Annotated in this window: 15 protein-coding genes, 1 tRNA gene and 1 pseudogene; 7 read left to right on the top strand and 10 right to left on the bottom strand. The window is 60.9% G+C overall.

What is annotated here, in order from left to right; translation table 11 throughout:
* The first annotated feature begins 280 nt into the window (after window positions 1-280).
* Entirely contained in the window at window positions 281-1,099 is an 819-nt protein-coding gene (locus CK498_RS19535; protein ID WP_176475845.1) for an IS3 family transposase, read from the top strand.
* Between the two features lie 135 nt (window positions 1,100-1,234).
* Here CK498_RS19535 and CK498_RS19530 read toward each other — a convergent pair whose 3' ends face one another.
* From CK498_RS19530 to CK498_RS19515, 3 genes and pseudogenes are all read right to left on the bottom strand, one after another.
* Window positions 1,235-2,176, bottom strand: coding sequence for a retron St85 family RNA-directed DNA polymerase (locus CK498_RS19530; RefSeq protein WP_095622523.1), 942 nt, complete (start codon window positions 2,174-2,176; stop codon window positions 1,235-1,237).
* 5 nt (window positions 2,177-2,181) lie between these two features.
* Complete coding sequence (locus CK498_RS25900) at window positions 2,182-3,084, bottom strand: retron St85 family effector protein (protein WP_141246981.1); 903 nt, start codon at window positions 3,082-3,084, stop codon at window positions 2,182-2,184.
* 254 nt (window positions 3,085-3,338) lie between these two features.
* Window positions 3,339-3,920 (bottom strand): annotated as a pseudogene (locus CK498_RS19515) (relaxase/mobilization nuclease domain-containing protein); the annotation flags it as partial.
* A 202-nt stretch (window positions 3,921-4,122) separates the two neighbouring features.
* Here CK498_RS19515 and CK498_RS19510 point away from each other — a divergent pair.
* Window positions 4,123-5,310, top strand: a complete 1,188-nt coding sequence (locus CK498_RS19510; RefSeq protein WP_095622520.1) for an ATP-binding protein — start codon at window positions 4,123-4,125, stop codon at window positions 5,308-5,310.
* 385 nt (window positions 5,311-5,695) lie between these two features.
* Here the strand turns inward: CK498_RS19510 and CK498_RS19505 are convergent.
* Window positions 5,696-5,772 (bottom strand) — tRNA-Ile (locus CK498_RS19505).
* A gap of 140 nt (window positions 5,773-5,912) precedes the next feature.
* Between CK498_RS19505 and CK498_RS19500 the strand changes: the two genes are divergently transcribed.
* Together CK498_RS19500 and CK498_RS19495 are read left to right on the top strand one after the other, a co-directional pair.
* Window positions 5,913-6,488: a hypothetical protein gene (locus tag CK498_RS19500; protein WP_095622519.1), complete on the top strand. Its 576-nt coding sequence runs from the start codon at window positions 5,913-5,915 to the stop codon at window positions 6,486-6,488.
* A 160-nt stretch (window positions 6,489-6,648) separates the two neighbouring features.
* On the top strand, window positions 6,649-8,766 hold the full coding sequence (locus CK498_RS19495) for a TonB-dependent receptor (RefSeq protein WP_095622518.1): 2,118 nt from the start codon (window positions 6,649-6,651) through the stop codon (window positions 8,764-8,766).
* 8 nt (window positions 8,767-8,774) lie between these two features.
* On the opposite strand, the gene CK498_RS19490 is transcribed toward CK498_RS19495, so the two are convergent.
* The 6 genes from CK498_RS19490 to CK498_RS19465 all read right to left on the bottom strand — a co-directional run bounded on the left by CK498_RS19490 (window position 8,775) and on the right by CK498_RS19465 (window position 15,517).
* Complete coding sequence (locus tag CK498_RS19490) at window positions 8,775-10,595, bottom strand: ABC transporter ATP-binding protein (protein WP_095622517.1); 1,821 nt, start codon at window positions 10,593-10,595, stop codon at window positions 8,775-8,777.
* Window positions 10,596-10,652: 57 nt separating this feature from the next.
* A complete protein-coding gene (gene nrdF / locus CK498_RS19485; RefSeq protein ID WP_095622516.1) occupies window positions 10,653-11,645 on the bottom strand; it encodes a class 1b ribonucleoside-diphosphate reductase subunit beta in 993 nt (330 codons plus the stop codon).
* A 98-nt stretch (window positions 11,646-11,743) separates the two neighbouring features.
* The gene (gene nrdE, locus CK498_RS19480; RefSeq protein WP_095622515.1) at window positions 11,744-13,897 is read right to left on the bottom strand and encodes a class 1b ribonucleoside-diphosphate reductase subunit alpha; all 2,154 of its coding nucleotides are present in this window, start codon (window positions 13,895-13,897) and stop codon (window positions 11,744-11,746) included.
* Window positions 13,894-14,343 (bottom strand): class Ib ribonucleoside-diphosphate reductase assembly flavoprotein NrdI, encoded by a 450-nt coding sequence (nrdI, locus tag CK498_RS19475; RefSeq protein WP_095622514.1) that lies wholly within the window; start codon window positions 14,341-14,343, stop codon window positions 13,894-13,896. The genes nrdE and nrdI overlap by 4 nt, the downstream gene beginning before the upstream one ends.
* Before the next feature lie 31 nt (window positions 14,344-14,374).
* The gene (gene nrdH, locus CK498_RS19470; protein WP_095622513.1) at window positions 14,375-14,596 is read right to left on the bottom strand and encodes a glutaredoxin-like protein NrdH; all 222 of its coding nucleotides are present in this window, start codon (window positions 14,594-14,596) and stop codon (window positions 14,375-14,377) included.
* Window positions 14,597-14,905: 309 nt separating this feature from the next.
* Window positions 14,906-15,517, bottom strand: a complete 612-nt coding sequence (locus tag CK498_RS19465; RefSeq protein ID WP_095622512.1) for a superoxide dismutase — start codon at window positions 15,515-15,517, stop codon at window positions 14,906-14,908.
* Window positions 15,518-15,656: 139 nt separating this feature from the next.
* Here CK498_RS19465 and CK498_RS19460 point away from each other — a divergent pair, with 139 nt between their 5' ends.
* The 3 genes from CK498_RS19460 to CK498_RS19450 all read left to right on the top strand — a co-directional run bounded on the left by CK498_RS19460 (window position 15,657) and on the right by CK498_RS19450 (window position 19,818).
* On the top strand, window positions 15,657-16,631 hold the full coding sequence (locus CK498_RS19460) for a helix-turn-helix transcriptional regulator (protein ID WP_229359149.1): 975 nt from the start codon (window positions 15,657-15,659) through the stop codon (window positions 16,629-16,631).
* A gap of 106 nt (window positions 16,632-16,737) precedes the next feature.
* Window positions 16,738-18,837 (top strand): TonB-dependent siderophore receptor, encoded by a 2,100-nt coding sequence (locus CK498_RS19455; RefSeq protein ID WP_095622511.1) that lies wholly within the window; start codon window positions 16,738-16,740, stop codon window positions 18,835-18,837.
* Window positions 18,838-18,990: 153 nt separating this feature from the next.
* Window positions 18,991-19,818: an ABC transporter substrate-binding protein gene (locus tag CK498_RS19450; RefSeq protein WP_217987810.1), complete on the top strand. Its 828-nt coding sequence runs from the start codon at window positions 18,991-18,993 to the stop codon at window positions 19,816-19,818.
* The last annotated feature ends 15 nt before the right edge of the window (window positions 19,819-19,833 follow it).

Below are 19,833 nucleotides of genomic sequence, written 5' to 3'. Positions count from 1 at the left end.
TGCCGTGGTGCCGGCAGCTCAGAGGACTCGGCCCGGCGTTCGAGGCGGCGAGCGGTTCTGACGGAGAGGCCGGCCTTGGCGGCGGCGACCTCCTGGGTCTGGCCTTGTTGGCGTTGCGACATATAGAGCGTGACCTGTTGGCTGGTGACCGCCATACCGGCTCCCTGGTGGGTCGGGACAAGCGGTCAAGCTTAGGGCAACCGGCCACAATAGTTGTCGTCGGCCGGCCAGAGTAATTGTCGCTCTATATCAAGCGCCTGCTCGACGAGGACGAGAACTCGTGAGGTCGCTGCAGGCGGAACTGGCCCAGGAAGGGCATGTGGTATCACTTTCCAAGCTATGCCAGTGGCTGAACCTTCCACGCCGGACGGTTTACTACAAGCCCAAGGTTCGTCAGCGTGTCATCAATCATGACCTGGCCATGCGTGTGAAGCTGGCTCTGGAGCGGTTTCCCACCTATGGCTACCGGCGTCTGGCCTGTGTCCTGGGTGAGAACCGTAAGCCGATCCAGCGCATCCTCCAGCTAAAGGGTTGGCAGGTACGTAAACGCCCGCAGGGCTTCAGACCTCGTGCCCGAAGTCTCCCATCCGTCGCCTCACGTCCGGACGAGCGTTGGGCGACTGATTTGACCCATGTATGGTGCGGCAAGGATCGACGTGCCAGCCTGGCGGTGATTATCGACTGCTGCACGCGTGAGATCCTTGGCTGGCGATTATCGGACAATGGCAGCAGCAAGACCGCCGAAGCCGCGCTGGAAGAAGCTCTGGTGCATCGATTCGGCGCGTTAGGGCGCATTCATCAGTCACTGGCGCTGCGCTCAGATAATGGCCTGGTCTTCAGCAGTCGGCACTATACGGCGACGGTGAAGGCCTACGGGCTTACCCAGGAGTTCACGACACCATACACCCCGGAGCAAAACGGGCTGGTCGAGCGCTTCTTCCGATCATTGAAGGAAGAATGCATCTGGCAGCATCGGTTCGAATCGTTGGGCCAGGCCCGAGCGGTAATCGGCCGCTGGATCCAGTACTACAACGAAGAGCGGCCACATCAGTCGTTGGGCTATGTGGCACCCCGAGCACATCCATTATTAGCGGCGTAGGGTGTGCAGAAACCAGGGGGTCATTACACTTCTCGCTGCCGACGCTTTTGGGTCTAACACAACATAACGCACACAGTGCACTAAAGGCGGGAGTTATTTTTTAACTCCCGTCAACAAACAGGACAAAAGGAAAAATTAACCATTAGAGTTTTTTAATTTTTCAATGGACTGAAAGTACTTAAGGACGAGCTTATTGTAAAACTCAGGATCTGAGGATTTACAATAATTCAGATGCCCCAAAAGCTTACCCTTATCTTCAGGCTTCAACTTTCCCTTGCTATAAAGGGAAAGCAATAGTCTTACATGATCCTTGTACTTCCTATGCAGTGTTATATGGCCATCCTTACAAATTCTCATCCCAGTAACAAACGCAGACCCACCACTTTTGCTTCCGTACTTCGTCTTCTCCTTATTAACCTTAATATTTTTTAAAGATGCTTCTCTTACTGCTTCATACACCACTCCTTCCACTTCCCTCTTAAACCCTTTCCTTTCAATAGATATAGTTAAATCATCAGCATATCTAGTGTAAGAAAATCTTCCAAACCTCTCCACGTTATTTTTCAGCTTGCTCTCAATAAGCTCATCAATCTCAATCATGCATATATTGGCTATATATGGTGAAGCGGGAAAGCCTATCGCACAAACACCTTTGTGGAACATAGACTCTAAAAACTCACTATCAGAAAGCTCCTTTTCGAGCCAGATAAATTCCGGATGATATTTATACAATGCATTCTTAAAGTCATCCACCCCAACAGAGGGGAAAAAATCAGAAAGATCCATCTTAACAAAATAATTCCCTTTTCGATGACAAAGGGCATTGGTACGAATGGATGCGCCTTCATGAAAAGCAGTTGCTGAACGATGAATCTTAACATTCCTTAAATAGTTTAAAATGGTCCAGTACTGAACAATCTTAAACTCCCAAGGAGGAATTACAATCCTCCTAAAACCTTTACCATTTTTCTTCTTTATTTTAATATGCTTTATCTTACCACGGGCAAGACGTATTTGCTCCCTAAAGGAATCCTCTACCATGTCGAGTTCTCGGCTCACCTCAGAAATGATTGACATAACAATCAAGCTCTCATTCTTTGTTTCAAGCCATCAAGAAAGAACCCTTTTCTCATAACTCCGTCATCATCCGAATATCTAAAAAAGGCCTTGCCGCGCATGCTCTTTATCTTTGAAAAACGATCTTCGTAGGCTATAAAACCCAATGAAATAAGAATTGTAAGTATTTTTTTGACATTGTCATATTTTTTATTTTCGCCAAACACTATCTTAACAGCATCAATCAGGCTCTTGTACTTAACCTCTCTCATCATAAAAATTAGGTCATGAACGAACAACACCGTTTTCGCTGTGATCGCATTAGAAGGATCAAGATCTTCACAAGGAATTCTTTTACTAGCCACTGAGGGGTTTTCAACCAAACTATTGAGATCATGAAAAACAGCGGCAACTCCATCTTTACCTTCAACATCTCCATGGTACATTTTATACCAGAGTACTCTATTTTCATCCGAGCACTCTCGAACAGCTTCTAAAGGGCCTGTATTTATAAAAGATGGCGAGTCTTTAAAACTAGAGTCATTAATAACAATCAGTTTGTGCCGAAGCTCATGATGTGCAAACGCGCCAAGCTCACATATTGCACTTGGGCTTTCCATTATTATTATTACTTTTTCAGACATCTTAGTTAAAACATGCTCAAAGTCTAAAGCATTCTTCTCTCTGCTATTTCTTCTATATTCATCAAAGAATTTTTCCGCTATTATGACTTGGGCATTCTCTACATTTTTTAATAAAAAGTCGTTTACTTGCTTCCTCCTATAAGACACATTTCCATCATGACCATTTGCTCCGCACAAAAAAAAGAGCCGAGGAGTACCACCTAACGGTATCACTCGGCCCTTATTCACTGCATTTTTTATAGGCGAAATAGCTCTATAGTAAGTGCTATCTGTGATTTTTGACATAGCCTACCTAAGCGCGCTGGCATCTTCTTTGGAGTTCAGCCGAGACTTCGGCTGGGCTCCAAAGAAGATGCCAGCGAAACCTCGAGCTGTTCACCGTTTCATTGCAAGGCATGACTCATGCCTCGTAGGCCACAAGGGCCTAAGTTGCTAGGCTTAGCCTCAGCTTACCCAGTCTTCTTTACGTTATCAACCCAGCTATCCCACCTAGCTGGTCCAGTGACTCGATTCAGGAACAGTCGTTCTACCGCTCCATATTACCGTTCGTCTTGATGATCCTGATCTTTGCCCTTCTCTCTCCCCTGGCGTTTTTGAGCACCCCGCTGTAGCCGTGCCACGACCCTCTCCTGGAGCTCGTGGCGCTCGGTCTTCATCGACGGCATGGAACCCACAAAAGCCACGATGCGCTTGGCTAGCTCCTGATCGTCCGGGTCGTGGCTCTGGTTGAGTTCCTTCGCCGCCATCAGCCAGGCCTTGCGGACATAGGTCTGATGCTCCTTGATACGATCCTCCCAGGGGCGTGGCTTCGGTGCCTTGCCAGCCCACTGATCGCGGAAGTCCTCGACAACCTGCTGAATCTTCGCCTGATCCACCTGTGGCGTCAGACCTTTCTCTCGAATGTGGTGCACCACTTGGCTGACACCCCTCTTGATCACCCCACGGGTGGCACGCGGCGTGGCCTCTACCCCTTGGCACTCCAGCTCCGCCGCAAAGGCCTCTCGCCACTTCTGTGGGTCGCCCTTCTTCACGTTCAATCGACGGCCGTCATAGCCCAGGCTCCTCATCGTTAGGTGGACGTGGGGGCTGTCCGTGTCGGTGTGCAGCGCCATGACATACTGATGGTTCTGACCAAACTACCGCTTGGCGTAATTATGCGTAACAGCCTAGCGCGTCATGGATACAAGTAGCAGGCGACTTAGGCCTCTGCATCGTCCATGGGACGCCGGCGACAACGTGTTAGCCGCTTCGTGGGCCTACATTACCCCCACTCAACACTGTTGTGTATAATTTTACGCATACATGCGTAAAGAGGCGTATTCCATGGTTCCTGGATCCTTTGTCTTCCATCGGCCCGCGCTGGCAGAATCGATCATGGCCGGCCTCACCGGCGAGGGCCTGATCGACTACAGCGGGGGGCTGTTCCTAGCCGCGCCGCGTCGCACCGGCAAGAGTACCTTCCTGCGCCAGGACCTTATGCCTGCTTGCGAGCAACGGGGCTGGGAAGTGGTCTACGTCGATCTCTGGACAAATCGGCATATTGACCCTGGCTTGCTGATCGAGCGCGCCATCATGGCCAAGTTGCAGGCCTACGCGCCGCGTATCAAGAAGCTGTTAAGCGCGGCCGGCGTTGATTCCGTTAGCCTACATCAGACGCTGACCTGGGATCTCTCACAGCCGGCGCTGCCCGACAAAGCCACGCTGGCAGAGGCCCTCCAGGCACTGCATGAGGCATCGGGGCGCCTGGTGGTCCTGTTCGTCGACGAGGCGCAGCACGCACTAAGCAGCGAGCTGGGCATGAACACCATGTTCGCGCTCAAGGCTGCCCGAGATGCGCTAACTCTGGGCGTTGAGCAACCCGGCCTGCGCCTGGTCTTCACTGGGAGCAGCCGGGACAAGCTGGCACAACTCGTGCTGAGCCGGGACCAACCCTTCTTCGGCAACACCGTCACTCCCTTCCCACTGTTGAGTAGCGACTTTGTCGAGGCGTTCACCCAGCACGTCAACGCCAAGCTTGCGCCGGGTAACACCTTCAAAGTGACCGATGTCGCGCAGGCCTTCGAGCGCATGGGGCATCGCCCCGAGCTGCTCTGGGACGTTATCAAGCGTGTCGCATTGGAGCTTGGACAGGCGTCTGATCTGGGCAAGCTGCTGCAGCAGGGAGCCGAAGCGGTTCAGGCGGACTACTTGGCCATTTTCCAGTCTGATTTCGACCAGCTGCCGGGCCTTCAGCAGGCGATCCTGTTCGTCCTGGCCCGAGCATCAGCCGATAAACGACCCTTTACGCCCTTCACCCAGGACACGCTCAAGGAGATACAGGCCCGTGCCGGGCGCAAGAGCAAACCGGCACCGTCAACGATTCAGCGCGGGCTGGAATCACTGCGTGAGAAGGGGCTGGTGTGGCGCTCGGGACGCGGAGTATACGCTCTAGAGGATAGCGGCATGGGAGAGTGGCTGCTGTCTGAAGATAACAACCATCAACCATCCAATCCGGATACCCGAAAAAAGTAACCCCCCAAGGTGCGCTTCGGGGAGAGGAGAGTGTTGTTGTTAAGCAGCCTAAGGACGCAAAGGCCCGCTGCCAAGTCTCGGTGATGAGTAGGGGCCATCATACACAGTGAGGGGGTAGCCACGAAGAGGCCCGGTGGGCCGAGAAGTTCAGGCGCCGCGGCGCAGCATCAATTCGGTTTCTGTTCGTCTGCAGGCTGGCACTGAGGCTGCTCGGGGGCATCTTCGCCAATCAGTACAGGCTTTCCGTCCTGCCAGATGACCGCATAGTGGCCAAGACGTCGCTTTCGCTCAAGGGTCTCGGCAGCGGTAGCGCGCAGGCAGTCCAGAATTTCCTGGGTGTTGGGAGAAAGCTGAGCCATGGGAGGTACGATATGGAAGCAGTCATTGGTGGGCCCAGCTGGACTCGAACCAGCGACCAAGGGATTATGAGTCCCCTGCTCTAACCAACTGAGCTATAGGCCCATCGGGAGGAGCGCGTAAGCGCGGGCGTATGATAGCGAATGCTGATGGGTGAGGCCAGCGTAGCCGCGCGCGGATTGCTGGAATGGGGCACTTTTCTCGCGGCGGCGTGTCTCTGCTGTGTCATTGACCGGGAGACTCATGTGAAAGCCTATCTTGCCCTGTTTGCCCTGCTCACCGCCCTGCCCGCCCATGCCGACTGGCAGCTCGACCCCGAGCGCTCGCAGGTCGAGGCGACCATCTTCGAGTTGACCGATAACGGCCCGGTGGAGCATCAGCACCGCGTGCGCGAGCTGCGCGGCGATATTTCTGAGGATGGCATCCTGACGCTGCCGCTGCGCCTCAACCAGACCGACGCGCTGGACCGGCTGGGGCCGCTGCCGCCGTGGCTTTCCGGCATCACCGACATGCCGCTGGCGACCCTGAATACGCAGCTGCCGCCGGAGCGCCTCGATGCCCTCGACATCGGCGAATCAATGGTCGAGACACTGACCTTCAGCGTGCGCGCCGACGGCAATCTCCAGCAGGAGCCGGTGGACCTGCGCTTCACCCGCGAGGATCTCAACACGGTGCGCGTGACCACCGCCGAGCCGGTGGCACTGGACGGCCAGGAGATAATGGCCAATTCCACGCTGCGCAGCGTGCTTAGCCTGCTCGGCTATCAGCGCATCGGCGACGAGGTGCCGGTGGCGCTGAACGCCATTTTGGTCAATCGCTAACCCCGCCCTTTCGCTAGCGAGAGGAGTAAGCAGCAAAACAGCGGAATACAAATACGAATAGATATTATTGAGCTTTATTTCGACACTGGTTATCCTTCGGTTGCTAACGAACAATCACCGGGCCCAAAGCCCCGGTATCTCTTCGCCGATAGGATCTCCCATGAAGAAATTCCTGACCCTCTCCCTTACCATGGCTGTGGGCACAACCCCCTTTGCGCTGCAAGCTCAGGAGCCGGAGACACAGGAAACGATGGTGGTAGTGGGGTCGCGCACCCCGATCCAGATCAGCCAGATCCCCGGGGCGGTATGGTTGATCGAAAGTAGCGAGCTGCAGCAACAGATCGAAGGCGGCGCAGACCTGAAAACAGCCTTGGGCCGCCTGGTACCGGGCCTCGACCTGGCGCCTCAAGGCCGCACCAACTATGGCCAGAATCTGCGCGGACGCAGTGCCCAGGTGCTCATCGACGGCGTCTCGATGAATGGCTCCCGCGGCCTGTCGCGCCAGTTCGACAGTATCGACCCCTTCAACATCGAACGCGTGGAGGTGCTCTCCGGTGCCAGCAGCCTCTACGGCGGCGGCGCCACGGGTGGCATCATCAATATCATCACCCGCAAGGCACGGGTCGGCGGGCCAGACTGGCGCAGCGAGGTCGGCGTCACCAGCGGCTTCAATCGCAGCGACGATTTCGACAAGCGCGTCGCCCAGTCAGTGAGTGGCGGCAACAAGCGCATTCAGGGCTATCTGGGAGTCGCCTATCAGGACAACGGCCGCCACTTCGATGGGCGTGGTGATGAGATATTCCCGGATATTGCCCAAACCGACCTGCAGGACAACCGCAGCATCGATGTACTCGGCAACCTCACCGTCAACCTGGATGACGACCAGAGTCTCGAGCTTGGTGCTCAACTCTACCGCTCGCGCTACGAAGGCGATCGCGGCGTCTACTTCCCTAACCTCGACGCGTCCAGCCCCAACCTCAACGAGGCCGAGATCCGCGACGGATATCACTCGGATCGCGATCCCGCCACCGACCGTAGGCTGCTCAACCTGCAATATCACCATGCCGATCTGCTGGGCCAGAATTTCTACCTGCAGGCCTTCCACCGCGAGGAAGACGCCAACTTCCAGGCCTTCCCTTATCCGGATCCCAACTGGAGCGCACCCGATGCCTATGAGTTCCGCGCCTCGCAGCAAAATACCCGGCTGACCGGGCTCAAGGCGCTGTTCGATGCCGAGCTTAACGACACGCTGTCGCTGAGCTATGGCCTGGACCTGGATCGTGAACGCTTCGATGCCAACCAGATGATCTTCAGTCGCAACGCCACCGATGCCAGCGGAGGCCTGGTTCAATCGGCCACCAGCGTCGAGCCACGCTACCCAGGCTATCGCATCGACACCACGTCAGCCTTCGCCCAGGGTGACTGGTGGGCCAACAACGCCTTCAAACTCTCGGCCGGCCTTCGCCATCAACGCACGGATGTCGAGGTCGACGACTTCCGCAGCATTCCCGGCGGCGAGAACGACTACAGCGCCACCCTCTTCAATGCCAGCGCTCTCTACGACTTCGACAACGGTCACCAGAGCTGGCTGCGCTATAGCCAAGGGTTCGAGCTGCCAGACCCGGCCAAGTACTACGGCAAGAGCGCGGAGGTGAGCGTCGCCGACAATCCGCTGTCAGCGATCGAAACCGACCAGGTAGAACTGGGCTGGCGCTATCAAGACGGCGGCTGGATGGTCCAGGCGGCAGCCTACTACTCCTGGTCCGACAAGGCCGTGGAGAATGACGAGGACCTGAGCGTCACAGTGGTCGACGAGAAGAAGCGCGACTATGGCTTGGAAGGCGCGCTGACCCGCTACTTTGACAACGGTGTCGAGGCCGGCGGTACCCTGCACCTGGTCCGTTCAGAGCAGCAAAACGACGACGGCCAATGGGAAAAGCGCGATGCTCGCTACGCGTCCCTCTCCTCGGCCACCGCCTTCGTCGGCTGGGCAGATCATCTTCGTTCGGCGCGATTGCAAGCCAACCACACCTTCGACCTGAAAGACGCCGACGATCGACGCATCGAGGGCGCCACCACGGTCGACTTGAGCCTGGCCCAGCGCACCGGCCTGGGACGCTTCAGCTTGGGCGTGCAGAACCTGCTGGATGAGAAGTACTCGACGGTGTGGGGCCAGCGCGCCGCGATGTTCTACTCCCCTTACTATGGGCCGGAATACCTCTACGATTATCAAGGACGCGGTCGTACCTACACCGTGAGCTGGTCGCTGGAGTACTAAAGCCGAGATTACCGCATCGGCATGACATCCTCGGCTCGCGCCGCGCCGGTCTGCACCCGCCACTGGGCGGCATAGAATCCGTCGCGCTCCAGCAGCGTGGGGTGCGAACCGCGCTCGACCACCTGGCCGCGATGCACCACGGCGATCTCGTCGGCGTGGACGATGGTCGAGAGGCGGTGCGCGACCATGATCACCGTGCGGCCGTGGGCGATGCGCTTCAGCGAGCGCTGAATAGCCGCTTCGGTCTCGTTGTCCACCGCGCTGGTGGCTTCGTCGAGGATCAGGATCGGCGAGTCCTTGAGTAGTGCCCGGGCCAATGACAGCCGCTGGCGCTGGCCGCCCGAGAGGCGAATGCCGCGCTCCCCTACCGGCGTCTCGAGCCCCTGCGGCAACGCCTCGATAAACTCCCAGGCCTCGGCGGTGCGCGCCGCCTCGAGCACCTCGGCGTCGCTGGCCTCGGGCCTGCCGTAGGCGATGTTGTCGCGTATCGAGCCCTCGAACAGGTAGACGTCCTGGCTGACCAGGCCGATGGCGCGGCGCAGCGAGGCCAGGCTGACGCTCTGCACCGGCTGGCCGTCGACGCGCACCGTGCCCTGTTCGGGGTCGTAGAAGCGCAGCAGCAGCTTGATCAGCGTCGACTTGCCGGAGCCGGTGGCGCCCACCAGCGCCAGGGTGGTGCCGGCCGGCACCTCTAGACTGACCGCCTCGACCCCCGCCCCGCTGCTGGGGTAGTGAAAGCTGACTGCATCGAAACTCACCGCACCGCGCACCGGCTGGGCCAGCTCGCGGGTAGCATTGTCGCGCACCGTGATCGGCACCTGGAGCAGGTCGAGGATGCGCCGGGTACTGGCCATGGCGCGTTCGAACAGGTCGATCACCTCGGCCAGGCCGGTCAGTGGCCACAGCAGGCGCTGGGTAAGGAACACCAGCACGCCGTAGGCACCAATGTTGAGGTCGCCGCGCAGCGCCATCATCCCACCCACGGTAAAGGTGGCCAGGAAGCCGGCCAGAATCGCCATGCGGATCACCGGGATAAAGGCCGAGCTGACTCGAATCGCGCGGCGGTTGGCCTGCACATAGGCCTCGCTAGCCACGCGCAGGCGCTCGGCCTCGCGGGCCTCGCTGGTAAAGCTCTTGATGGTGGCGATGCCGGCGAGGTTATTGGAGAGACGGCTGGAAAGGTCGCCGACCTTCTCGCGCACATCGCTGTAGAGCGGCCCGGCCTTGCGCTGGAAGTAGAACGCCCCCCACACGATCAGCGGGATCGGGGTAAAGGCCAGCAGCGCGATCAGCGGTGATATGACGAAGAACACCGCCCCCACTGCCACCACCGTGACGCCGACCTGCACCAGCGCATTGGCGCCGCCGTCGAGGAAGCGCTCGAGCTGGTTGACGTCGTCGTTCATGGTCGCCACCAGCTGGCCCGAACTGCGTGCCTCGAAGAACGCCATGTCGAGCCGCTGGGCGTGCTCGTAGGTGTCCTGGCGCAGGTCAGCCTGCAGCCGCTGGGCCAGGTTGCGCCACAGGATCTGGTAGAGGTACTCGAAGATCGACTCGCCGGCCCAGATGAAGAAGGTCAGCACCGCCAGGATCATGATCTGCTCCTGGGGCGTGGTGAAGCCGAGCCGGGCGACGAAGCTGCGCTCCTGGTTGACCACCACGTCGAGGGCCACGCCGATCAGGATCTCGGGAGCGATGTCGAAGATCTTGTTGATGATCGAGCAGCTGGTGGCGGCGATGATCCGCCTCCGGTAGCCGCGGGCATAGCGCAGCAGGCGCACCAGGGCATGGAAGCTACTGCTGCTGCGGGAAGGCTGTGCAGGGCTCACAGGGGTTCTCTTGGCGGGTGGGAGGGAAGGCCGCCGTGCAGGCGGCCTGGGGCGCGGTCAGAACGCCCAGTCTTCGTCCTCGGTGGCCACCGCCTTGCCGATCACGTAGGAGGAGCCGGAGCCGGAGAAGAAGTCGTGGTTCTCGTCGGCATTGGGCGAGAGCGCGGCGAGGATGGTTGGGTCGACGTCGGTGACGCTACTCGGGAACAGCGCCTCGAAGCCGAGGTTCATCAGCGCCTTGTTGGCGTTGTAGTGGAGGAACTTCTTGACGTCCTCGCTCAGCCCCACCTCGTCGTAGAGCGACTCGGTGTACTTGACCTCGTTGTCGTAGAGCTCCAGCAGCAGCTCGTAGGCGTACTCCTTGACCGCCGCCTGGCGCTCCGGCGTGGCCTCGGCCAGCGCCTGCTGGAACTTGTAGCCGATGTAGTAGCCGTGCACCGCCTCGTCGCGAATGATCAGGCGGATCAGGTCGGCGGTATTGGTCAGCTTGGCGTGGCTCGACCAGTACATCGGCAGGTAGAAGCCCGAGTAGAACAGGAACGACTCGAGGAACACGCTGGCGACCTTGCGCATCAGCGGGTCGTCGGCGCGGTAGCGCTCGAGGATCAGGTCCGACTTGGCCTGCAGGGTCGGGTTCTCTTCGCTCCAGCGGAAGGCGTCATCCACGTCCCGCGTGGTGCACAGGGTCGAGAAGATCGAGCTGTAGGAGCGTGCGTGCACCGCTTCCATGAAGGCGATGTTGGCGTAGACCGCTTCTTCGTGGGGCGTGCGCGCATCCGGCATCAGCGCCGGGGCGCCGACGCTGCTCTGGATGGTGTCGAGCAGCGTCAGGCCGGTGAAGACGCGAATGGTCAGCTGCTGTTCCTGGTGCGTGAGGGTGTTCCACGACTGGATGTCGTTGGACAGCGGCACCTTCTCCGGCAGCCAGAAGTTGCTGGTCAGGCGGTTCCATACCTCCAGGTCCTTGTCGTCCTGGAGGCGGTTCCAGTTGATGGCATCGACCCGCGATAGGCGCGGCGCCGTGCCCTGTGCTGCGTGTGCGTTAGTCATATCTCAATCTCGTGTTAAACAAGCAAGGCCAGGAGGTATAGGCGCCGGTAGACGATGAGCTGTCCCGGCGCTCATCTCGCCGCAGGCTGGTCATGCCGCTAGAGGCTGCAGGAGACGCAGCCCTCTACCTCAGTGCCTTCCAGGGCGCTCTGGCGCAGGCGCACGTAGTAGAGCGTCTTGATGCCCTTGCGCCAAGCGTAGATCTGCGCCTTGTTGATGTCGCGCGTGGTGGCGGTATCGGGGAAGAACAGCGTCAGCGACAGGCCCTGGTCGACGTGCTGCGAGGCCTCGGCGTAGGTGTCGATGATCTTCTCCGGGCCGATCTCGTAAGCATCCTGGTAGTAGGCCAGGTTGTCATCATCGAGATAGGGCGCCGGGTAGTAGACGCGCCCCAGCTTGCCTTCCTTGCGAATCTCGATCTTGGCCGCCACCGGGTGGATGCTCGAGGTGGAGTGGTTGATATAGGAGATCGAGCCGGTCGGCGGTACCGCCTGCAGGTTGCGGTTATAGAGGCCGTGCTCCATCACCGAGGCCTTGAGCGACTGCCACTCTGCCTGGCTAGGAATGGCGATGCCGGCACGCTCGAACAGTCCCCGGACCTTCTCGGTACGCGGCTGCCACTCGCGCTCGGTGTACTTGTCGAAGAACACGCCGCTGGCGTAGTCGGAGTCGGCAAAGCCGGCGAAGGCCGTGCCGCGCTCGATGGCCAGGCGGTTGGAGGCGCGCAGGGCGTGGTAGGCCACGCAGCAGAAGTAGAGGTTGGTGAAATCCAGCCCCTCTTCCGAGCCGTAGTAGATGTGCTCGCGAGCCAGGAAGCCGTGCAGGTTCATCTGCCCCAGGCCGATGGCGCGGGAGTGGGCGTTGCCTTCGGCGATCGACGGCACCGAGGAGAGGTGGCTCATCTCCGACACCGCGGTGAGGCCGCGCACGGCGATCTCGACGCTGGTGCCGATATCGCCGGCATCCATCACCTTGGCGATGTTCATCGAGCCCAGGTTGCAGGAGATATCCTCGCCGGTATGGCGATAGCCGAGGTCGTCGTCGTAGAGGCTCGGCGTGTTGACCTGGAGGATCTCCGAGCAGAGGTTGCTCATGTTGATGCGCCCGGCGATGGGGTTGGCGCGGTTGACGTTGTCCTCGAACATCACATAAGGATAGCCCGACTCGAACTGCACCTCGGCCAGTATCTGGAAGAACTCCCGGGCATTGATCTTGGACTTGCGGATGCGCGAGTCGTCGACCATCTCGTGGTACTTCTCGGTGACGCTGATATCGCCGAACGGCACGCCGTAGACGCGCTCGACGTCGTAGGGCGAGAACAGGTACATCGCCTCGTTGCGCTTGGCCAGCTCGAAGGTGATGTCGGGGATGGTCACGCCCAGCGACAGCGTCTTGATGCGGATCTTCTCATCGGCGTTCTCACGCTTGGTATCGAGGAAACGCAGGATATCCGGGTGATGGGCGTTGAGGTAGACCGCCCCGGCGCCCTGTCGCGCGCCCAGCTGGTTGGCATAGGAGAAGGCATCCTCGAGCAGCTTCATGATCGGGATGATGCCCGACGACTGGTTCTCGATGCGCTTGATCGGCGCGCCGAACTCGCGGATGTTGCTGAGCAGGAAGGCCACCCCGCCGCCGCGCTTGGAGAGCTGCAGCGCCGAGTTGATGGCGCGGCCGATGGACTCCATGTTGTCCTCGATGCGCAGCAGGAAGCACGACACCAGCTCGCCGCGCTGACGCTTGCCGCAGTTGAGGAAGGTCGGCGTGGCGGGCTGGAAGCGGCCGCTGATGATCTCATCGACCAGCGCCCGGGCCAGGGTCTCGTCGCCGCGGGCCAGGCTCAGCGCCACCATGCACACGCGGTCCTCGTAGCGCTCCAGGTAGCGCTTGCCGTCGAAGGTCTTCAGCGTATAGCTGGTGTAGTACTTGAAGGCGCCGAGGAAGCTCGGGAAGCGAAACTTGTAGGCGTAGGCCTGCTCAAACAGCGACTTGATAAAGGCGCGCTGGTACTGCTCGAGCACCTGGGGCTCGTAGTAGCTCTCCTCGATGAGGTAGTCGAGCTTCTCTTCCAGCGAGTGGAAGAACACGGTGTTCTGGTTGACGTGCTGCAGGAAGTACTGGCGCGCCGCTTCGCGGTCGCGGTCCAACTGCAGCTCGCCCGACGGCCCATACAGATTGAGCATGGCGTTGAGGGCGTGGTAGTCGAGCGTGCGTCCACCCTCGCTCTGGCCGGCGGGCCGGTGAATCTCGCTCATGGCTGTCGTTTCCAAAACGCATCTACTCCCTGTTGAACCCTGGCCACGTCGTCCGGCGTGCCCAGCAGTTCGAATCGATATAGCAGCGGCACGCCGCATTTGTCGGCAACGATGCGCCCGGCCAGGCCGAAGGCGGCGCCGAAGTTGGTGTTGCCGGCCGCAATCACGCCGCGAATCAGGCCGCGGTTGTGCGCATCGTTGAGAAAGTGGATCACCTGCTTGGGCACCGCGCCGTCGGCGCTGCCGCCACCGTAGGTGGGGGTGATCAGGATGTAGGGCCGGGTCACGCGCAGCGGCGGCTCATCGCGGCTCAGCGGGATGCGCCGTGCCGGCAGCCCGAGCTTCTCGACGAAGCGCTGGGTATTGCCCGACTTGGTCGAGAAATAGACCAGCTCGCCTTGGGCGTGATCGGCACTCGGCTGTTGGTGCCTCTGCTCAGCCAGCATGGTGATCTCCTGCCGTGACCTCGAGCCCGATTTACGCCAGCGCCTGGATGCGGTCCGGACGGAAGCCCGACCAGTGGTCGTCACCGGCCACTACCACCGGCAGCTGACGGTAGCCAAGGCCTTCCACGGTTGCGCGGGCGCTGGGATCCTGGCTCAGATCGATGACCTCATAGTCGAGCCCCTGCTTGTCCATCGCGCGGTAGGTGGCGGTGCACTGTACGCAGGCGGGCTTGCTGTAAATCTCAATCTTCATGGTTATCGTTTCCTTACAAATCAAGGCAAGTATGGCTTGGCCGACGTCTCTTAGGATACACCATATCTGGTGAATTCTGCCATGAAGAAATCAATATATAGTGTCTATTGACCAAACGCACCCCCCGCATGCGGTAGCCAGGCGACAAGGCGCGAGGCGCCCTGATAGCGGGCGGTACGCGGGCAAGGCCAGTCTAGCCGGCTGCGCCGACGAGACCTTAACGGAGATCAAGAAAGGTGGCGAGAAGCACACAACAGAGCGCCGCGGCCATTTGGCCGCGGCGCTCAGTCTTACGCTGTCAGTCGAGAATCAGGCGATTGCCGCTTGGTAGCGACGCTCGACCTCATCCCAGTTGACCACGTTGAAGAACGCCTCGATGTAGTCCGGGCGCTTGTTCTGGAACTTCAGGTAGTACGCATGCTCCCAGACGTCCAGGCCGAGCACCGGCGTGTTGCCGTTGGAGATCGGGCTGTCCTGATTCAGGGAGTTCTCCACCACCAGCTTCTTCTCCGGAGTCACGCTGAGCCAGGCCCAGCCGCTACCGAAGCGACCCAGGGCCGCCTTCTTGAAGGCATCCTTGAAGTCATCGAAGCCGCCCAGCTGCTCGTCGATGGCGGCTGCCACCTGGCCCTTGGGCTGACCGCCGCCCTGGGGCGACATCATTTCCCAGAACATGGTGTGGTTGGAGTGGCCGCCACCGTTGTTGATGACCGCCTGACGCTTGTCGGCCGGCACCTTGTCCAGGCTGGCCAGCAGCTCGTCTACCGGCGTCTCCTCGAGGCCGGTGCCCTCTAGGGCGGCATTGAGGTTGTTGACGTAGGTCTGGTGGTGACGCGAATGGTGGATTTCCATGGTCATCGCGTCGATGTGCGGTTCCAGCGCGTCGTAAGCGTAAGGCAAATCGGGCAGTGTATGAGGCATGACTCTAGCTCCTCCCTTTGCTGATAGAAAAGACACGGCGCTTGGCCGCAGCCCCCTATGCTAGCTCAGAATGGCAGAGCAACGCGAACGGCGCGAGTGGATAGTGGTACCCGAGGATAAATACGAATAAACCTCATTCGTGTATCATACCCTCATGTCCTACTCCTCCACCGAGAATCAACACGCGATGCCTCCAACGCCCTGCCAGCGCTACTGCGGCGATGACTTCTCCGCCTACGGACGGCGCTTCGGAATCGCCTACCGCTTCGCCCGCCAAGGCCGCCTGCCGGTGGTACAGGGCCGGGTGGAGGAGTTCGCCCTGCGACCGGGCATGCGCCTGACCCACTCCGACGTCGAGGTCCTGCAGCACTATGCCTCCTCGTCGCTACAGTCGGCCGCGCTGCTGGTCCTGGTGGTGCTGGAGGGCTGCGTCACGCTGCAGGTGGGAGGCAGCGAACGCCACCTGAGGGCAGGCATGGCGATGAGTACCCGGCTGGCCGGCTCGGCGCATGCCTTGCACGCCAGTCAGGCCCCCGGCCAGCGCTTGCGTACCCTGATGCTGGGCCTCGAGCATGCCGCGGCGCTGCCACAGCTGGCGCTCTCCGCGGGGGCGTCAGCACCCTCCATCTGGCGCCTGCCCGAGCATCTCGTCGGCTCGCTGGAGCACGCCCTGGACGACCACTGGCAGCCCGGGGCGCAGCGCCTGCTGCTGGAGGGCCTGGCACTGCAGTTGCTGGCGCACGTGCAACCCGCAATGCCGCCGCATCCACTCGAGCAACCCGGCGTCTCGCCCGGCGAGCAGGCGCGACTCGAGGCGGTGCGCCAACGCCTGCTGCAGCAGCCGATGGAAGCGCACCGACTAGAGGACCTGGCACGCCTCGCGGCGATGAGCCCCAGCAGCCTGCGCAGCAAGTTTCGCCATGCCTTCGGCCAATCGGTGTTCGACTGCCTACGCCAGCGGCGGCTAACCCTGGCTCGGGAGTACCTGGCCCAGGGGCTCAGCGTCCAGCAGACGGCACAGCGCTGCGGCTACCGCCATGCCAGCAACTTCACCACCGCCTTTCGCCGCCACTTCGGCGTCTCCCCACGGCGTCTCGCCCATACCCTGGCATAGCGCATAAGTCTTCTGGCGCAGCGCATACATCATGCGCCCCTCGACAATGTAATAATTCTCATTACTAGAAGATCCTATTGTATTATTGCCAGGGGACATCGCCTCCATGCTCAGACCGCACCAGCTGTCACTCGCCATCGCCATGCTTGCCAGCAGCACAACCACCTGCGTCTGGGGCCAGGCTGACGATCGGGCCAGCCAGCTCGATACCCTCACCGTCACCGCCCAACAGGCCGCCACCAAAGTGACGACGCCCTTCGTCGAAACGCCCCAGGCGGTATCGCTGATCAGCCGCGAGGATATGCACACCCAAGGCGCGCGCACGGTACAGCGCGCCACCAACTACACCCCCGGAGTGTTCAGCAACCAGGTCGGCGCCTCCAACCGCTACGACTACCTGGTGCTGCGCGGCTTCTCCGACGGCAGCCTAAGCAACACCTTTCTCGACGGCCTGAAGGTGATGGGCGACAGCAACTCCTACAGCTCGATGAGCGTCGATCCGTGGTTCCTGGACAGCATCGAGGTGGTGCGCGGTCCCGCCTCGGTGCTCTACGGCCGCGCCTCCCCCGGCGGGGTGGTGGCGCTGACCAGCAAGCGCCCCGAATTCGAACCCGGCGGCGAACTGCGCCTCTCGCTGGGCAACAACCAGCAGCGTAGCGCGGCCTTCGACCTCTCCGGGCCACTCGGCGACGGGAATCGCGTGGCCTACCGCCTGACCGGCCTGGCCAGCGCCGCCGACACCCAGTTCGGCCCCGTCGAGGAGGAGCGCTACGCCATCGCCCCCTCCTTGACCTGGGACGTAACCGATGCCACCAGCCTGACGCTGTACGCCTACCTGCAGCAGGACCCGGAAGGCGGCTACCACTCCGGCGTGCCCTATGAAGGCGCCGTGGTCGACCGCAACGGCCGGCGCATCTCCAACAACTTCTTCGACGGCGAAGCGGAGTACGACCAGTTCAAGCGCACCCAGCGCATGCTCGGCTACGAACTGGAGCACCACGTCAACGATGACTGGCGGGCGCGCCAGCGGCTGCGCTACCTCAATGCCGATGTGGTCATGGATCAGGTCTACGGCTTTGGCTGGGCGCCGGGCTCGGACAGCGAGCTGACCCGTTACTACGCCGGCGGCGACGAGTCGCTGGAGGCCTGGACCCTCGACAACCAGCTCGAAGCCGACCTCAGCGGCAGCTTCATCGACCACACCCTGCTGCTGGGCGTCGACTACCAACAGCGCGACAACCGCGTCGACTGGCCCTCGGGCGCCTTCCCCAACCTGGATGCCTTCGACCCGCAATACGGCGCCGACCCCATCGCCATCTATCCGTCCGCCCGCGAGGATCATGAACTGCGCCAGACCGGCATCTACCTCCAGGACCAGATGGCCCTTGGCAACTGGCGGCTGACCCTCGGCGGGCGCTACGACTGGGTCGACATCACCAACACCAACCTCGACAGCGGCGAGCGCAGCGAGCTGGACGACACCCAGTTCAGCGGCCGCGCCGGCCTACTCTATCTGTTCGACAACGGCGTGGCCCCCTACCTCAGCTACTCCACCGCCTTCACCCCAACCAGCTTCGTCGACGCCGAGGGCGACCTGCTGCCGCCCATGGAGGGCGAGCAGCTCGAGGCCGGCCTCAAGTACCAGCCCACCGGCAGCGAGGATCGCTACAGCGTCTCGCTGTTTCGCATCAACCAGGAGAACGTCGCCACCAAGGAGCAGCCCACCGATCCCTATCGTGCGGTAGGCGAGATCCAATCCCAGGGCGTCGAGCTGGAGGCCTACACCCAGCTCACCGATCGTGTGCGCCTGCAGGCGAGCTACAGCTATACCGACATCACCTACCAGCGCAGCGACGACGGCAACCAGGGCAACCGGGCCATCTATGCACCGCGCCATCAGGCCAGCCTGTGGGGGCACTATGCGTTCGACAGCGGCGCGCTTGACGGCCTCGACGCCGGCCTCGGCGTACGCCACTACGCCGATATCCAGGCCGACCGCGCCAATACCGCCAAGGTGCCCGAGTACACCCTGGTCGACGCCAGCCTCGGCTACGACCTGGGGCGCCTCGGCTATGACGGCCTCAGCGCCCGCCTCAACGTCACCAACCTCACCGACGAGGAGTACGTCGCCGCCTGCAACTCGCTGGAGTACTGCTACTTCGGCGCCGAGCGCGGGGTGCTGGCCAGTCTCAGCTATACCTTCTGATCACCGCCCAGCGAAGATGGACAGCCCGCGCATGAGATGGCACACTCACGCATCGAAATAGCAACCATTATCATGAAATGACGTCACCAAGGCCCTGATTCCAACATGCCTGCTTCCATTACCTCGCGACTGCGTCGCCTAGGAGGTTCGCTCATGCTGGTGTCGGGGCTCGGATTGACCTATGCCTCCCCCTCTCATGCCGAGGGCATCGCCAGCATCGACTGGACCCTGGCCGAGACCCTGGTGGCCCTCGAGGCACCGCCCCGCGGCGTGGCTCAGGTCGACGCCTATCACGAGTGGGTCGGCGAGCCCCACCTAACCGACCAGGTGATCGACCTGGGCCTGCGTTCCCAGCCCAATACCGAACTGCTGGCGCATCTAGCGCCCGCGCATATCGTCATCTCGCCGATGTTCGCCAACCTGGCGCCGCGCTTGAGCAAAATCGGCCGGGTCGACACCTTCCACCTCTATACGCCCGGCCGCGACACCTGGGAGGAAGCGGCAACGCTGACCCGCGAGCTAGGCGAGGTGACCGGGCGCAGCGCAGCGGCCGACGCCTTGATCGCCGCGGCCGACGGCCATATTGAAGCACTGCGGCAGCAGTTGCCCGAGGAGATCCGCCCCATGCTGATCATTCAGTTCATGGACGAGCGGCACGTACGCGTCTTCGGTGAGAATGGCCTGTTCCAAGCGGTGCTGGATCGGCTCGGGCTGGAGAATGCCTGGCAGGAGCCGACCAACGCCTGGGGTTTCAGCCTGGTCGGCCTCGAACAGCTGATGAAGCTCGACGCGCAACTCGTGGTGGTTGAGCCCTACCCCACCGGCGTCGAGGAGAAGCTCCGCCGCAGTGCGCTATGGCAACATTTACCCGGCGTCCGCGACGATACCTATATTACGCTGCCAGCGGCGTGGAGCTTTGGCGCCCTACCCTCGGCACGGCGCTTCGCCGAACTCCTGGTGGAGGCCCTGCCCGCGGCCTGAACACCGCGGCAGCCC

The organism is Halomonas salipaludis (assembly GCF_002286975.1).
Classification (GTDB): Bacteria; Pseudomonadota; Gammaproteobacteria; order Pseudomonadales; family Halomonadaceae; genus Franzmannia; species Franzmannia salipaludis.
Note: the sequence above shows the minus strand (reverse complement) of the source record. Positions and strands in the feature narration are given on the sequence as shown.

Excerpts from the sequence above, each read along its gene's own strand:
- nrdH (WP_095622513.1), bottom strand. The coding sequence starts at position 14,596 with ATGAAGATTGAGATTTACAGCAAGCCCGCCTGCGTACAGTGCACCGCC.
- nrdF (WP_095622516.1), bottom strand. The coding sequence starts at position 11,645 with ATGACTAACGCACACGCAGCACAGGGCACGGCGCCGCGCCTATCGCGG.
- nrdE (WP_095622515.1), bottom strand. The coding sequence starts at position 13,897 with ATGAGCGAGATTCACCGGCCCGCCGGCCAGAGCGAGGGTGGACGCACG.
- CK498_RS19465 (WP_095622512.1), bottom strand. The coding sequence starts at position 15,517 with ATGCCTCATACACTGCCCGATTTGCCTTACGCTTACGACGCGCTGGAA.
- CK498_RS19455 (WP_095622511.1), top strand. The coding sequence starts at position 16,738 with ATGCTCAGACCGCACCAGCTGTCACTCGCCATCGCCATGCTTGCCAGC.
- CK498_RS19450 (WP_217987810.1), top strand. The coding sequence starts at position 18,991 with ATGCTGGTGTCGGGGCTCGGATTGACCTATGCCTCCCCCTCTCATGCC.
- CK498_RS19530 (WP_095622523.1), bottom strand. The coding sequence starts at position 2,176 with ATGTCAATCATTTCTGAGGTGAGCCGAGAACTCGACATGGTAGAGGAT.
- CK498_RS19495 (WP_095622518.1), top strand. The coding sequence starts at position 6,649 with ATGAAGAAATTCCTGACCCTCTCCCTTACCATGGCTGTGGGCACAACC.
- nrdI (WP_095622514.1), bottom strand. The coding sequence starts at position 14,343 with ATGCTGGCTGAGCAGAGGCACCAACAGCCGAGTGCCGATCACGCCCAA.
- CK498_RS19510 (WP_095622520.1), top strand. The coding sequence starts at position 4,123 with ATGGTTCCTGGATCCTTTGTCTTCCATCGGCCCGCGCTGGCAGAATCG.
- CK498_RS25900 (WP_141246981.1), bottom strand. The coding sequence starts at position 3,084 with ATGTCAAAAATCACAGATAGCACTTACTATAGAGCTATTTCGCCTATA.